At 64.9% G+C, this 14,056-nt stretch carries 8 protein-coding genes; 2 read left to right on the forward strand and 6 right to left on the reverse strand.

Annotated elements, in window-relative coordinates:
• Nucleotides 1-91 precede the first annotated feature (91 nt).
• The 3 genes from AX681_RS19520 to AX681_RS19530 all read right to left on the reverse strand — a co-directional run bounded on the left by AX681_RS19520 (nucleotide 92) and on the right by AX681_RS19530 (nucleotide 4,358).
• Nucleotides 92-481 carry a response regulator gene (locus tag AX681_RS19520; protein WP_066662842.1) on the reverse strand — a complete coding sequence of 130 codons (390 nt, stop codon included), beginning with the start codon at nucleotides 479-481 and terminating at the stop codon, nucleotides 92-94.
• Between the two features lie 62 nt (nucleotides 482-543).
• Nucleotides 544-2,970, reverse strand: a complete 2,427-nt coding sequence (locus AX681_RS19525) for an ATP-binding response regulator (RefSeq protein WP_082738067.1) — start codon at nucleotides 2,968-2,970, stop codon at nucleotides 544-546.
• Nucleotides 2,970-4,358, reverse strand: a complete 1,389-nt coding sequence (locus AX681_RS19530) for an EAL domain-containing protein (RefSeq protein WP_231733803.1) — start codon at nucleotides 4,356-4,358, stop codon at nucleotides 2,970-2,972. Before AX681_RS19530 ends, AX681_RS19525 begins: the two co-directional genes overlap by 1 nt.
• A gap of 537 nt (nucleotides 4,359-4,895) precedes the next feature.
• Here AX681_RS19530 and AX681_RS19535 point away from each other — a divergent pair.
• Nucleotides 4,896-6,038, forward strand: a complete 1,143-nt coding sequence (locus tag AX681_RS19535; protein ID WP_066682659.1) for an SET domain-containing protein — start codon at nucleotides 4,896-4,898, stop codon at nucleotides 6,036-6,038.
• On the opposite strand, the gene AX681_RS19540 is transcribed toward AX681_RS19535, so the two are convergent.
• The 3 genes from AX681_RS19540 to AX681_RS19550 are packed head-to-tail and all read right to left on the reverse strand — an operon-like array spanning nucleotide 6,035 to nucleotide 10,472.
• Nucleotides 6,035-6,688, reverse strand: a complete 654-nt coding sequence (locus tag AX681_RS19540) for a hypothetical protein (protein WP_066662699.1) — start codon at nucleotides 6,686-6,688, stop codon at nucleotides 6,035-6,037. The two genes, AX681_RS19535 and AX681_RS19540, sit on opposite strands and share 4 nt — an antisense overlap.
• 47 nt (nucleotides 6,689-6,735) lie before the next feature.
• A complete protein-coding gene (locus AX681_RS19545) occupies nucleotides 6,736-8,583 on the reverse strand; it encodes a sensor histidine kinase (RefSeq protein WP_066662708.1) in 1,848 nt (615 codons plus the stop codon).
• A 14-nt stretch (nucleotides 8,584-8,597) separates the two neighbouring features.
• Nucleotides 8,598-10,472 carry an EAL domain-containing protein gene (locus AX681_RS19550; RefSeq protein WP_066662710.1) on the reverse strand — a complete coding sequence of 625 codons (1,875 nt, stop codon included), beginning with the start codon at nucleotides 10,470-10,472 and terminating at the stop codon, nucleotides 8,598-8,600.
• Nucleotides 10,473-10,877: 405 nt separating this feature from the next.
• Here AX681_RS19550 and AX681_RS19555 point away from each other — a divergent pair, with 405 nt between their 5' ends.
• Nucleotides 10,878-13,913 (forward strand): TonB-dependent receptor domain-containing protein, encoded by a 3,036-nt coding sequence (locus AX681_RS19555; RefSeq protein ID WP_082738063.1) that lies wholly within the window; start codon nucleotides 10,878-10,880, stop codon nucleotides 13,911-13,913.
• Nucleotides 13,914-14,056 lie beyond the last annotated feature (143 nt).

Genomic DNA, 14,056 nt, shown 5'->3' on the forward strand with positions numbered 1-14,056 from the left:
CGACAAAATTCCGCCCCCTACGGGGCGGCCCCTCCACCACCGCCTGCGGCGGCGGTCCCCCTCCCCTGCTGTGCAGGGGAGGAATTAAAGGTCACAGGATCATATCGTCGCCGCTGCGCAGGGCGAGCACGCGGCCGATCGTGTCGAACAGCGCGTCCATCGCCACCGGCTTGAACAGCACTTCGTCCGCGCCCGCGGCGAGGCAGCGTTCGCGCAGATCGACAGCGGTGTCTGCCGTCACCACGATGACGGGCAGTTCGGCCTTGGCGTCGCCGCGCGCGCGGATGCGTTCGATCGCCTCGATCCCGTCCATGCCCGGCATACGCAGATCGACCAGGATCACGTCATAATCCCCGGCCTCGATCATGTTGAGGCCCGCCTGCGCGTGCTCGGCTTCGGCCATCGTGGCGCCGGCGACATTGAGCATGTCGCGCACCACGCGGCGATTCATCGGATCGTCCTCGATGAAGAGGATGTTCATTGCACGAGCATCCCATGGGCGGCGGCGGTCTGGACCGGGGAAATCATAGGCGTGCTATCCACCTAAGCCGCTTGCGATACAAGCGTCGTGCGACGGGATGTCGCACAAATTTCGTCGCGCCCTGCCGTCAATGCCGCGACCAGCGCGGGTCCTTTCACGGGCTTAACGATGATTTGGTCGACACCGGTTTCAAGCAACCGCTGCTCGACGTCTGGCGCGGGCGTGCTCCACAGCGCCGCAACGCGCGCTCCGACCGGTGCGGCGGCGGCAACTTCCTTAAGCTTTTCAACCGGATCGCCCTCGTCAGCCGCCAATGTCGCCTCATCCGCCAGGATCAGCACGGGCGCGACATTTGCGGCGAGCGTCACGGCTTCGTCCAGCGCTGCGGCAAATTGCACCGTCGCGAAATGCGGGGTGAGCAAGGTGCGCAGCATGCCGCGCACGATCGGGTTGCGGTCGAGCACGACCAGATGTTCGCCGTCCTTCGGCGCCTGGGCCGCCGAATCGGGCGCTTCGGCCAAGCGCAGCGGGAGATCGACGGTGAAGGTCGATCCCTCCCCCACCACGCTGGCTACGGTCACGCTGCCATCCAGCGCGTGCGACAGGTTGCGGACGATCGCCAGACCAAGGCCAGTGCCGCCGAACTGGCGCGTCGTCCCGGCATCGACCTGCTTGAAGGATTCGAACACTTCGTCGAGCTTGTCTGCAGGGATGCCGATGCCCGTATCGCTGACGGCGAGCCGCAGCCGATCGCCCGCCGCCGTGACGGCGACCGACAGCGTTCCGTGCTCGGTAAACTTGACCGCATTGGACAACAGGTTGAACACGATCTGGCGCAAGCGGCCGGGGTCGGTTTCGATCCAGCGCGGCGTGTCGGCATAGCTGAGCGTGAAGTTAAGCCCCTTGCCGCGCGCCTGTTCCTCCCACATCCGGGTCACGTCGCGCAGCATCGTGTGCAGATCGGTTGCGGTGAGCTCGACCGTGAGATTGCCCGTCTCCATCTTCGCCACGTCGAGGATGTCGTCGACCAGCGCGCGCATCGTCATCCCAGCGCCATGGACAATGTTGATGCGGTCGCGCGTCTCGGCCGGGACCGAGGCGTCGCGCAGCATGATCTGGGTCATGCCGAGGATGCCGTTGAGCGGGGTGCGGATTTCGTGGCTGGTCGTCGCGAGGAACTCAGTCTTGGCTTTGAGCGCCTTTTCGAGCGCGACATTGGTGTTTTCGAGGACTGCATTGGCTTCACGCACCTGGTTGCGGCTGCGACGGATCGTGAACAGGCCAATGCTGAGCAGCGTGACGATCAGCACCGATGCGCCGCCAAGGCCGATGAACAAGGTGCGCTGGAACTCGGCCTCGCGCCGCAATTCTTCCGCCTTGAAATTAGCGATGCGCAGTTCCTGGTTCGCATAATCGAACCGGGCCGCCATCAGTGCGGTGCTGGTCGATGTGGCGAGTTCGAACGCCTCTTCGTTCAGCGCGCGCAGCCGTTCGAGATGCGCCAGCGCATCGCCATCGCGATCGAGCGCACGATAGATCGAATAGGCGGTGAAATGCGCGTCGCGCATCGCATAGGTCGTGTCGGCCAGATCGATGCCGTCGAATGCTCGCTCGATCAGCGTGCGTGCCAAAGCGCTCTTGCCTTGTAGCCGCGCGGATTCGGCGGCAACCGCGAGCAGGCGGGTTTCGCCCTGATGCGCCGGGTCGCGCTGGATGATGCCGGTCGCCTCCGCCAGTGCGGCATCGGCCTCGCGATAGCGTTTCTGATCGAGCAGCGCGCGCGCGATATTGACGAGAATATTGGGCAGCAGGTTGGTCGATTTCTCGGCCTGTGCCACCGCCAGCGCCTTGCGATATTCCGCCTCGGCCTGGCGCGGCTCGTCGAGCTGAAGCAGCACGGCGCCGCGATTGTTCAGCAGGAACATCTGCAGCCGCGGATCTCCGGTATAGATTTCGGCCGCCTGTTTGAAATACTTGTCGGCGCTGCGCAGATCCTGAGCGCTGTTATAAAGCGTCCCGATCAGCTGCAGCGCAATCGACTGGCTGCGCTTTTCGCCCAATTTGGCGAAGATATTGTGTGCTTCCTGAAGCGAGGCGAGCGCTTCGGCGTACCGCATCCGCGCTTCCTGCACCCCCGCGCGCGCGACCAGCAGATCGCCGCGCAGTTTCGTCGGAGCCTGGTCCGCGCTGATCAGGCGCAGGGCGCGCGCGATACGCGGGGCGGCGGCGTCGGGCTTCCGGATGCGGATCAGCGCCTCGCTCTGCAACCACAAGGCGGTTGCTTCGGCTGTGGCACGCGGGCCCAGTTCGGGGATCGCAACTGCATGGCGCTGCGCCTGCTCGGCAGCAGCGAGTGCCGCTTGGGGGTCGCTGACCATCGCGCTCTTGGCGCTTTCGATCATCGCTTCCGTCGCACGCTGCTGCGCGGCGACGGGGGCGGCGAACGCCAGTGCGAGCCAACAGAGAAGGAGGGCAAGACCCCTCGACATTACCCGCTCTTGCGCCAGAAATTCTCGGTGCGCCCGAAGCTCGGGCGCAGGGTTGCGACCGATTTGAAGCCCTCTTCATCGAGATAGCGGACGAACGCGTCGAGCGCGATCGGGCGGCTGATCAGATAGCCCTGGACCATATCGCAGCCCATCACGCTGAGCAGTGCCAATGCGGCAGGCGTTTCGACGCCCTCGGCCGTGACTTCCATCTCCAGCGCATGCGCGAGATCGATGGTCGAACGAACGATCAGCGGATCGCGATTGCTGCTGGTCAGCTGCATCACGAACATCTTGTCGATCTTGAGCTCGGTCGCCGGAAGCTGTTTGAGATAGGCCAGCGAGGACAGGCCCGCACCATAATCGTCAATCGCCAGCGGGATGCCGATCGCGGCAAAGCGTTGCAGATGGCGGATCGCACTGTCCGGGTCGCGGATCACCGCGGTCTCGGTGATTTCGAAGCCGACCTTGGCCCCGGACTCGCTGACGATGCGGCATGCCTCTTCGACGAATGCCTCGTCGGCCAGCAGCACGCCCGAGATGTTGATGAACACCGGCATGTCATGGCCGTGCGCCAGCATTACCTGCTGGTCCGCAATCACCTGGCGCAGCGTCCACAGCGTCAGTCCGACTATTTCCCCGCCATCCTCGGCCGCGTTGATGAACTCGCCAGGCAGGATCAGGCCGCGCACCGGATGGTGCCAGCGCACCAGCGCCTCCGCCCCGGTGACGGCTTCGCGGCGGACATTCACCTTGGGCTGATATTGCAGGAACAGCTGACCCGCAGCGATCGCGCGCGGCAATTCGCGAACAAGCGCTGCGCCGTCGAATGCAGCGTGGCTCTGCGACAGATCGATCGAGACGATGCCGGCATCGGTGCGCGCCTGTTCAAGCGCCGCTTCGGCGCCTTCGGTCAGCCGCACCTCATCGTCATCGCCGAACGGCGCGACGGCAATCCCCCAGACGAGCTGGATCAGATGGCGCTCGCCGTCGAGATCGACCGAACGCGCGAAGCAGGCTGCCAGGCGTTCGATCAACGCCCGCGCTGCAATCGGGCTTTCCGCTTCGAAGCTAAGTTCGATCAGCGACCGGCCGGCGGTCACGCTGCGCACGCCGGGTTCGAGGTCGCCCATGCGATCGGCAAGGTCATGGACCAATGTGTCGGCGCGCGGTCGCCCGAGATGGCGGCGCAGCGACTGGAAATTGGCAATCTCGCACAAGGCCAGCACGCGCCAGCGGGTACAGGCAGGGCCGCCCGCGCCGCGCGCAACCGCCGTCCCGGATTGGAGGTCGGGCGCGTCGCTCTCGCCCTCGGCACCGTCATGCATGGCGATACGCCCCGCCCCGAAAGGCGAACCGTGGAAACCGGCGGGGTCGAAACGGTCAGACATGCCGTCCGGCCTAACATCCAGTGCTGAAGGAAGTTTTAAGGAAGCCGCTGCGGCGCGATCACCGATTTAGGTAGTTTCCCCATACTCCCTAACAATTGATTCAGGATGAATTTTCAGATAACCAAAATGGGTGCGTTTCGTGCGCACAATGGGAGAAAACACATGTTTGCACTCTTTTTCCGGGACACCGGCGGCGAGACTCTGCGCCCCTGGTAACCCTTTTCCGGCCCGGGCCGGCGGCGTGATGGATGGTCCTTCACCCTCGACCTGCCCGGGCTGATTTCCTAAATATTGGCCGCCATCCGATTGGGATTGCGGCCTTTATTTTTCTGATCCATTCTGGATACGAAACTTTTTTGCCCCCCTGCGGGCGATGTGTCGCCATGCGACAAATCCACAGCCGCCGCCGCTTGACTCCCCCGCTGCCGAGTAACGGCCACGCAAGCGCGAATCACCGCGACTCGTGGAGTCAGCGCGAGTCGCGCTTTGACGTGCGAGTCGGAACACGGTAAATGAATCGCTTCGCAAGGGGGTTTCATGGCGGGCGATGTCTGGTTTTTGATCGCGATGAGCTTCAGCTTTGCCGCCTATGGCGCGTATCTGCTGGGCCTGCGTCGCGCGACCGTGCGCCCCAACCGCGCCTCCTGGCTGATCTGGAGCGCGTCGGCCGCTGCCGAAGCGCTGACCTATGCCGCCGTCAACCCGGGTTCACCGCAGGGCTGGGTATTCATCCTGTCCGCCATCTGCTGCCTGATCGTCACCGCCTGCCTGTGGCGCGGATCGAACTGGGCGCCGCCGACGACGATCGAAGCTTTCTGCATGGCCGCGTGCCTGACCGCGCTGCTGATCTGGGTGGCGTTCCGCGAAGCCTATTGGGCACATATGCTGGTTGTCGCCGCAGTCCCGGTCAGCTTCTGGCCGACCTGGGTCAGCGTGTGGAAGGATCGCGGGGCCGAGCGCTCGCCCGCCTGGGGGCTTTGGACGATGGGCGACCTCGCCACCCTGCTGGTTGCAGCGCGCGCGGGCGGATCGGGGGCGGACGAATTCGCCTATATCTTCGTCGAGCTCGCCTGCCACGCCAGCATCTGGTTCATGATCGGGCTGGCGACGATCAACCCGCTGCGTTCGTTCGGCTGGGCGCGCGGCGGGCTGGTGGTGCTCGACCGCTATCGCCATCCGCGCAACCTGTTCACGGTCGGCGAGAACCATCTGGGCAAGGCGGTCTATGCCACCTGCCGCTTTGCCGAAGGGGCGGAGTTGATGCGCTTCACCGGCCGCCGCTTTCATGTCGACGACATCCCCAGCCTGATGCGGGGCAGCGACGACCGCTTCGTGCAGGTGACGCCGGATCATTATATGGGTCCGTCGGGGCAGCTCGACGATCTGGTCAACCATAGCTGCGACCCCAATGCCGGGCTGCGCTTCACCGACGACGGAGTGATCCTCGTCGCGCTGCGCGACATCGTGTCGGGCGAGGAGATCAGCTGGGATTATTCGACCACACTGGCACAATCCAACTGGCACATGATCTGCCAGTGCCGATCGCCTGAGTGCCGCCGCGTGATCGGCAATTTCGATACGCTGAGCCCCGATCGGCAGGAGTTCTTCCGCGCCCGCAACCTCGTCGCGCCCTATTTGCGGCGCAAGGACGCGGTGCTGCCGGTGCGGCGGGCGGGTTAACGCGACCGCGCGATCGGGTCCAGCGCACCCTTGGTTGCCAGTAGCCGACGCATGTCGGCTGCGATTGCCCGCTCGTCGACATTGCCGCGCGCCAGTTCGTCCGCCCGCTTGCGCATCGCCCGGCGGCGCGCGGCAGCGGGAAGGCGGGCAATGGCGATATGTTCCCGAACCGCGCGTACCCAGCGACTGCTGGCGGAGGGAACGTCTTCCGACACGCGCGCAAACGGGTAGTTCATGAAGCGCCACTGGCCCTTATCGCGCTGGTAGAAGACCAGAAGCGTCATTCCGGGCGCGAAGATGTAGCGTGTGCAACCGCCCATCAACGCGTCAGCATTGGGCTGGACCAGTTCGGCCGGATTGCTCCGGGTCGGTGCAGGCAGTGTGTAGTTCTCGATCACCGTGCCCTGCATCCAGCCCTCAAGCGTCAGCCGGAAAGGGAGCGCCGTGCCCTTGAGCAACACGGTCGGCTTGAGAATGGCGGTGGACTCCGGACCCTTTCTGGTTGCGCCCTCTACCCGCGCCAGCACGATCAAGTCGGCGGCCTGCGCCAGTTGCTGTGTATTCGGCACGCGATAGGGCGGCGCGACACTGCATGCCAGCGCCGGGGGCATGGCGAGAAGCAGGGCAGCGAGCGTCAGTCGAAGGAGCATGTTCGCGGGATAGTGGATGGACCAACGGCTGGCCAGCCCTTGGCCCTTCAGGCCGCGACATCCTCCCGCACCAGATCCGATGCGGCGAGTTCGAGTACCGCGCTGGCGCCGATGCCGATGCCTTCGCTCTGCAATGTCAGGCTGCCGCCCATCGCGACCATCGTGTTGGCGCACCAGTGCAGGCCCAGCCCGCCCGACTTGTTGACGCGGGTCGAATAGCCACGCTGGAACAACTGCGGCGCGTTGGCCGGGTCGAAGCCCTCGCCATCGTCGGTGATGCGGATTTCCGTGCGGTCGCCGAGTTCGCGGATCGACACGGCGATGCTGCCCCCGTCCCGCCCGGTCGCGGCGATCGCCTCGGCCGCATTGGAGAAGAGGTTGCCGATCACCTGGCTGAGTAGCACGCGGTTGGCCATGACCCAGTGTGGGGTCGCAGGAAAGTGGAAGGCGATCGAGCTGGCACCCGAATAGCGCGCGATCGTGGCGTTGCGCGCGACGATGTCGGTGACGTCGCAGGTTTCGAGCGGCGGGCGTTCATGCGCCTGTTCCTGTTGCCGCCCGATGATTTCGAGGACATTGTGCAGCGCGTCGCGACCGATGCCGAGCTGTTCCTTGCGTGCGTCGCGCGCCTGCGCCTCGCTGGAGAGCGCGGCGGCGACGAAGGCGACGAGTTTCTGGCGGCGCGCGGGCGGGATCGCGTCGTCCGCCAGTTCGCTCAGCGCGCGGTCGAGCAAGGCGCGATCGGTGGCGGGCGCCTCGCCGAGCCCCTGGCTCAGCACGGTGCTGATCGGGTTCAGCGCGTTGCGGACATTGTGCATCACCGCGACGGCGCTTTCGGACTGGCCGAGCTTGAAGGATTGCGCCTCGACCTGTTCGCGCAGATCCTTGAGCTGGACCAGCATCGCGTTGAAGCTGTCGACCAGGCTGCCGATCTCGTCGCGGCGCGGGGCTTCGGTGAGCGGCACGAGGTTCCCCGACCCGCGCACCACGCCCATATGCTGTTCGACGCGGTTGAGCGGGCGCAGCACCAGCCGACCGATCATCACGCTGAGCACCGCCATCACCAGCAGCATCAGCGCAGTGGTGCCGACGACGGCGAGTTGAAGCATGTTGCGGCCCAACCGGGACAGGTCGCGCGGCACGCGGAAGGTGGCGCTGGCGATGCTGTCCCCGCCCTCCCCCGGCACCGGCACGGCAACCGCGATGTTACGCTCGCCCAGGTCGAGGCGCGGCGCGGACACGGGCGCATCCAGTGCAATGCCGGCGCGCAGCTGGAGCAGGTTGCTGAGCCGTTCGGAGGTGATCATGCGCGCCATCACGACATGGCCGCGCGGTTCGCCGCTCCCATCGGTGCGCCGCACCTGGGCGATGCCGATCGCAGCGATCCGGTCGCCGAGGCGGGCATAGAAACTGGCGCTGTTATCCTTGGCCAGCGCGCGGCGGAAATCGATGCGACGGATTTCGGCGAGCAGGCGCGCGCGCATCTGCGGCGAATCCTTGCCGGTCTCCAGGTCGAGCCAACGCGCGATGACGATGCCGCCGTCCGGGCGGACATAGGCCATGCCGTTGACGCCGAGGTTGACCATCGCGGAGGTGGCGAAGCTGTCCTCCTCGAACGCGCGGTTGGGCGCGCCCATATAGTCGTAGCTCTCGTTCCAGTCGCCATAGTCGCGCACCGACGCCTCGACCTTCGAGGCATATTCGGTCAGCGCGGCGCGGGTGCGTTCGACATGGCCGTCGATCGCCTGCGCCTCGAGCCGGTCGAAGCTGGGGGTGATGACGAGCGCGAGCAGCAGCGTGATGCTGGCGGCGCCAAGCAGCGCGACCCCGGTCAGGATCGCGACGAGCTTGGCCCCGAGTGAACGTGGAATGCGGGATCTGATGCGGTCGAACATGGGTGGCGGCGACGTCACCCGTGGGTGCCGGTGGCCGGTGCCGGAGCGGGCTCCTCGTCGCCCATGAAGCGTTCATGCGCGGCGCGGATCGCGACATCGGCCTCGAGCGGGCGGGCGAGATAATAGCCTTGGACATGGCTGCACCCGGCGACCCGCAATGCCGCGAGATGCGCTTCGGTCTCGACGCCCTCGGCCACGACCTCGAGCCCCAACGCGCGGCCGAGATGGATAATCGAGTGGACGATCGCGGCGCTTTCCCGCTCGCGGCCCATGCCGTCGATGAAGCTGCGGTCGATCTTGAGGCAATCGAGCGCGAATTTCCGGATGTTATAGAGCGACGAATAGCCGGTGCCGAAATCGTCGAGCGCGATGCGGAAGCCCATCTGGCGCAGGCGATACAGCGTGTCGGCGGCGCGCTCGGCATTGTCGAAGATCGCGGTTTCGGTGATTTCGATCTGCACGCGGCGCGGCTCGATCCCGGCGCGCTGGACGCGTTCGACGACATGGCCGACGAAATTCTGGCGGCGGAACTGGCGCGGCGAGAAATTGACCGAGACATATTGCCCCGGCCATTGCTGCAGCATCTTGAGCGATTCATCGAGCACCCAGTCGCCCAGCTCGTGGATCAGGTTCGATTCCTCGGCGATCGGGATGAACATGCCGGGCGAGATCGGGCCATATTCGGGGCTGTTCCAGCGCAGCAATGCTTCGAACGCGACGATCTCCAGCCGGTCGCGCGCGACGATCGGCTGATAGACGAGGCGTAGTTCGCCATTGGCGATGGCCTGCGACAGACCGCCCTCGATCTGGCGGCGGAAGCGGATCGATTCGTCCATGCTCTCATCGAACACGCGCACCACGCCGCGGCCGGCGCGCTTGCTTTCGTTGAGCGACAGGTCGGCGCGACGCATCACGTCGATCGGATCATGCTTCATGCCCGGTTCGACGATGACCAGGCCGGCCGAGGCCGATCCCTGCACCGAATGGCCAAACACGGTGAAGGTCTTCGAGCAGGCGTGCAGCAGCCGTTCGACCGCCGCGATCGCATCGCCCTCGCCCGCCACCTTCATCAGCACCGCAAACTCGTCGCCACCCAGCCGCGCGACGAAGCCGCCCGGCGGCACCGCGCCCTCGATCGTCGTGCAGACCATGCGGATCAGCTCGTCCCCGGCGAGGTGGCCGAAGGTATCGTTGACCAGCTTGAACCGGTCGAGGTCCATCATCGCCATCGCGAAAGTATCAGGGCCGCGCACATGATCGGTCAGCGCGCGCATGAAGGCGAGCCGGTTGGGCGCGTCGGTCAGGCTGTCATGATTGGCGAGGTGGCTTGCCTTGCTCTCGTTCGCGGCGAGTTCGGCCTTCTGCTCCTCAAGCAGCGCCATGGCGCGGGCGAGCTGCTGATCGACTTCCCAACGCTTACCGAGCGCGGTTGCGGTCTGGACGACCTCTTCCACCTGGAACGGCTTGGCGATGTAGAAGATCTTGTCGGCCGGACCGGCGGCGCGGCTGATTTCCAGCGGGGAGAAATCGGAATAGCCGGTGACGACCACGATGTTGATGTCAGGATCGATCGCGCGAATGCGCTTGGCGGTTTCCTTGCCATCGATGCCCGGCGGCATGCGGATGTCGATGAAGGCGACCGGGAACGGGTTCCCGCTGGCCTTTGCCTGAGCCACCGCCTCGACGCCGTCCAGCCCCTGCATGCAGTGGACCGTTTCGAATTCGGGAAATTCCTGCGCGGGCGCGATCGCTGCGTCGTCATCGCCGAACAGTTCAGCGGCCATCGCGTCGAGCGCGGCTCCCTGAGCTGCGCCCACGCCGCTGCCCTTGAAGCACTGGCGGTAGGATTCGTGCATCCCGGCTTCATCGTCCACGATCAGAATGCGCAAGGCAAAGTCCCCTCTTTCACGTGCACCCCGCGTACGCGGTGCGGGTTAAGGCGAGGTAAAAGGGTTAACGCCGCGTTCCCCATCGGCTCCGGAACTTGCCCTAAAAAAATCGGGGCGCCGCGGACTGGCCGGGCGCCCCGTCGAGTTCAGGAGGGGAAAAATGCGTCTCCGCACACCGGTTGTATGCGGCAGGTGCGGCGATCGAACCACGGTCAGACTCTGACGCGCACCGCCTATGGCAGGACGGGTCATACCCAAAATGCGCGCCGGAACTTTTTCTATACAGCTGTCATGAAACCGGTTACAGTTTGCGGGCAAAGAACATAATAGGCGGGCCGCCGAGTCGCGCGTCATGCGCTCACGGTTGTTCAGGGTAAACGTTGTCAAACCTCCAGGGGGGATGCTGTGAAGGCTTCACATTCCGCAACTAACGGACTTATTCGCGGTTCGCGCCTGCGCGCTGCCGCTGCTGCACTCGCATGGTCGAGCGCGGGCACGGTGCTGGCCATCGGCCTCGCGGTCCCGGCGCAGGCTCAGGTTTCCTCGTCGCTGCGCGGCAAGGTGACGGCAGAGGGCGGTGTCAGCCAGGTGACCGTCGTCAATGTCGATACCGGCTTTACCCGCACCGTCACGCCGACCGCTGACGGCGGCTACCAGTTCGCATCGCTCCCGCCCGGCACCTACCGGCTTGAGGTCACGACCCCCAGCGGCGTGCGTCGTACCGACGAGTTCCGGCTTGCAGTCGCGCAGAACGCCGTGTTCGATTTCGACCTGTCGGCACCGCAGGTTGCGTCGGCCGATGGCGGCGACGAGATCATCATCACCGGCGGCCGCATCCGTTCGATGCAGGGCGGCGAAGTCGGCACGACGGTCAGCCAGCGCCTGATCGAGCAGCTGCCGCAGAACAATCGCAACTTCCTGGCCTTTGCCGATCTCGCGCCGGGCGTTCAGTTCATCACCAATGGCAGCGACCAGTCGCGCCTGCAGGGCGGTGCGCAGAACTCCAACACCGTCAACATCTTCATCGATGGCGTCGGCCAGAAGGACTATGTCCTCAAGAACGGCATCACCGGGCAGGATTCGACGCAGGGCAACCCGTTCCCGCAGTCGGCAATCGCCGAGTATCGCGTGATCAGCTCCAACTACAAGGCCGAGTTCGACCAGGTCAGCTCGGTCGCGATCACCGCGGTGACCAAGTCGGGCACGAACCAGTTCGAGGGTTCGGGCTTTGTCGACTTCACCAACCAGGACCTGCGCGATCCGACCCCGAACGAAATCCTCCGCCCCGGCGCGACCGGCAAGATCCGTACCCGGGATCTGCAGTTCGGCGGCACGCTCGGCGGTCCGATCATCAAGGACATGCTGCACTTCTTCGCCAGCTACGAAGGCAAGCGTCGTCTGACCCCGCGGACTGTGACCTTCCCGTCGACGCTGAGCTCGGGTCAGTCGCTGCTGCCCGCGTCGCTGGCCGGCAACTACGGTGAGTACAACGAAGAGTTCAACGAGAACCTCTATTTCGGCAAGCTCACCTTCACGCCGACCGACAGCGACCTGTTCGAGTTTTCGGGCAAGTATCGCGACGAGACCGGCGAGCAGTTCAACAGCGGCATCGCCGCCTATGAAACCCGCACGCTGGCCCGCGTGAAGGAAATCCGTGGCCTCGGCCGCTGGGAGCATACGGGCGAAGGCTGGATCAACGATTTCAAGGTCGCGTATGAAGACGTGACGTGGAACCCGCGTCCCGCGACGCAGGCCAACCGCAACGTCTATCGCATCCGCATCCCCAACCCGGCCAACCCGGCGCAGTTCCTGGACGGTAACGTCCTGGAAACCGGCGGCGGCACCAACTTCCAGGACAAGGGGCAGAAGGGTTGGCAGATCTCCAACGACTTCACCTATACCGGACTTGAAGGCCACACGTTCAAGGCGGGCGTGAAGGCGAAGTGGGTCACGCTCAACTCGCTGCAGCTCAACGGCTTCAATCCGGTGTTCCGCTACTTCACCCCGCTTGGGTCGACCACGCTGAACACGACCACGCCGTATCAGATGAGCTTCCAGGCGCTGGCCGGTGGCTTCACCGATGCGCAGCTGCGTTCGAAGAACTTCCAGCTCGGCCTGTATATCCAGGACGACTGGGACGTTACCGACCGCCTGACGGTCAATCTGGGCCTGCGCTGGGATTATGAAGAGACCCCGGCGTTCCTGAACTATGTCCACTCGGCGGCTCAGGTCGCGGCGGTCCAGCCGGCCAATTACCCGAACCTGGTTGGCGCGAACTACAACATCAACGACTACATCTCGACCGGCAAGGAGCGGAAGGCGTTCACCGGCGCGTTCCAGCCGCGCTTCGGCTTCAACTACAAGATCGACGAAGCGGGTCGTTTCGCGATCTTCGGCGGTTTCGGCCGGTCCTATGACCGCACCCAGTTCGACTTCATCCAGCAGGAGTTGGCGCAGGGGTCGGCGGCGGGCCGCACGTTCAACTTCATCGTCCCGGGCGATACGGTGAACGTCTGCACGCCGAGCGCGACCTGCATCCCCTACAACCCGGTCTATCAGACCGAAGCGGGTCGCGCGGCGCTGATCGCCGGGCTGCCGGCGGGTGCGGGGCGTGAGCTGCGCTTCATCAAGAACGACCTGAAGACGCCTTATTCGGACCAGTACAGCCTGGGCCTGCGCGGCGATTTCGGGCTGCTCAATGCCGAAATCGGCTATTCGCACGTCGAGAGCCGCGACGGGTTCGTCTATCTGCTCGGCAACCGTCGTCCGGGCGGCCTGTTCTTCCCGGCGACCGGCGCTCCGGACTCGCCGTTCGGTTTCCCGCCGTCGCCGTTCGGGTCGATCATCATCGGTGACAACGGGCTTGAGACCAACGCCGACACCGTGTTCGCCAAGCTGATCAAGCGCTACACTGCGGCGTCGCCGTGGAGCATCGACGCGACCTACACCTACACCAAGGCGAACGAGAACCGTCAGTTCGGTGAAGTCTTCTCGCTCGACTACTCCAGCATCGACGAATATCCGTTCCGTCCGTCGGCGGGCGTGCGCAGCCATCGCTTCGTGATGGCGGGCACGGTCGACATTCCGTATGGCATCACGCTGGCGACCAAGTTCCAGATCGCGTCGCCGGTCTGGCTCAAGCGCTTCGTGACCACGCCGGGCGTGGGCGTGCCGGGGACCAAGGACATCGTCGCGATCGAAGCCGCGGGCAATGGCGACAAGTGGGGCTTCCGTCAGCTCGACCTGTCGGCGACGAAGGAGTTCAAGCTCGGCTTCATCAATGACAACACCCGCGTGTGGTTCCGCATCGACATCATCAACCTGATGAACGACCGCAACTATAACGGGTTCAACTCGACCACCGGTCTGCGCGATCCGAACAACTATGGCATCGACGGGCCGCCGCGCACGGTGAAGGTCTCGACCGGCTTCAACTTCTAACCGGTCGCTTGAATACGGCGCGCGGACGGATTCCCCCGTCCGCGCGCCTTTTTTGTGTGTAAAGGAGTATCCCCATGGGCTTTCGCCTGCCTTCGCTCGGCCTTGCCATGCTGCCGCTTGCGGCCGCCTGTTCGACCCTGCCG

Origin of the sequence: Sphingomonas sp. CCH9-E2 (genome assembly GCF_001557215.1) — a bacterium.
Taxonomy (GTDB): domain Bacteria; phylum Pseudomonadota; class Alphaproteobacteria; order Sphingomonadales; family Sphingomonadaceae; genus Sphingomonas.

Bases quoted from the DNA above. Each gene is read 5' to 3' on its own strand.
- AX681_RS19545 (WP_066662708.1), bottom strand. From the start codon at position 8,583: ATGTTCGACCGCATCAGATCCCGCATTCCACGTTCACTCGGGGCCAAG.
- AX681_RS19540 (WP_066662699.1), bottom strand. From the start codon at position 6,688: ATGCTCCTTCGACTGACGCTCGCTGCCCTGCTTCTCGCCATGCCCCCG.
- AX681_RS19525 (WP_082738067.1), bottom strand. From the start codon at position 2,970: ATGTCGAGGGGTCTTGCCCTCCTTCTCTGTTGGCTCGCACTGGCGTTC.
- AX681_RS19530 (WP_231733803.1), bottom strand. From the start codon at position 4,358: ATGTCTGACCGTTTCGACCCCGCCGGTTTCCACGGTTCGCCTTTCGGG.
- AX681_RS19520 (WP_066662842.1), bottom strand. From the start codon at position 481: ATGAACATCCTCTTCATCGAGGACGATCCGATGAATCGCCGCGTGGTG.
- AX681_RS19535 (WP_066682659.1), top strand. From the start codon at position 4,896: ATGGCGGGCGATGTCTGGTTTTTGATCGCGATGAGCTTCAGCTTTGCC.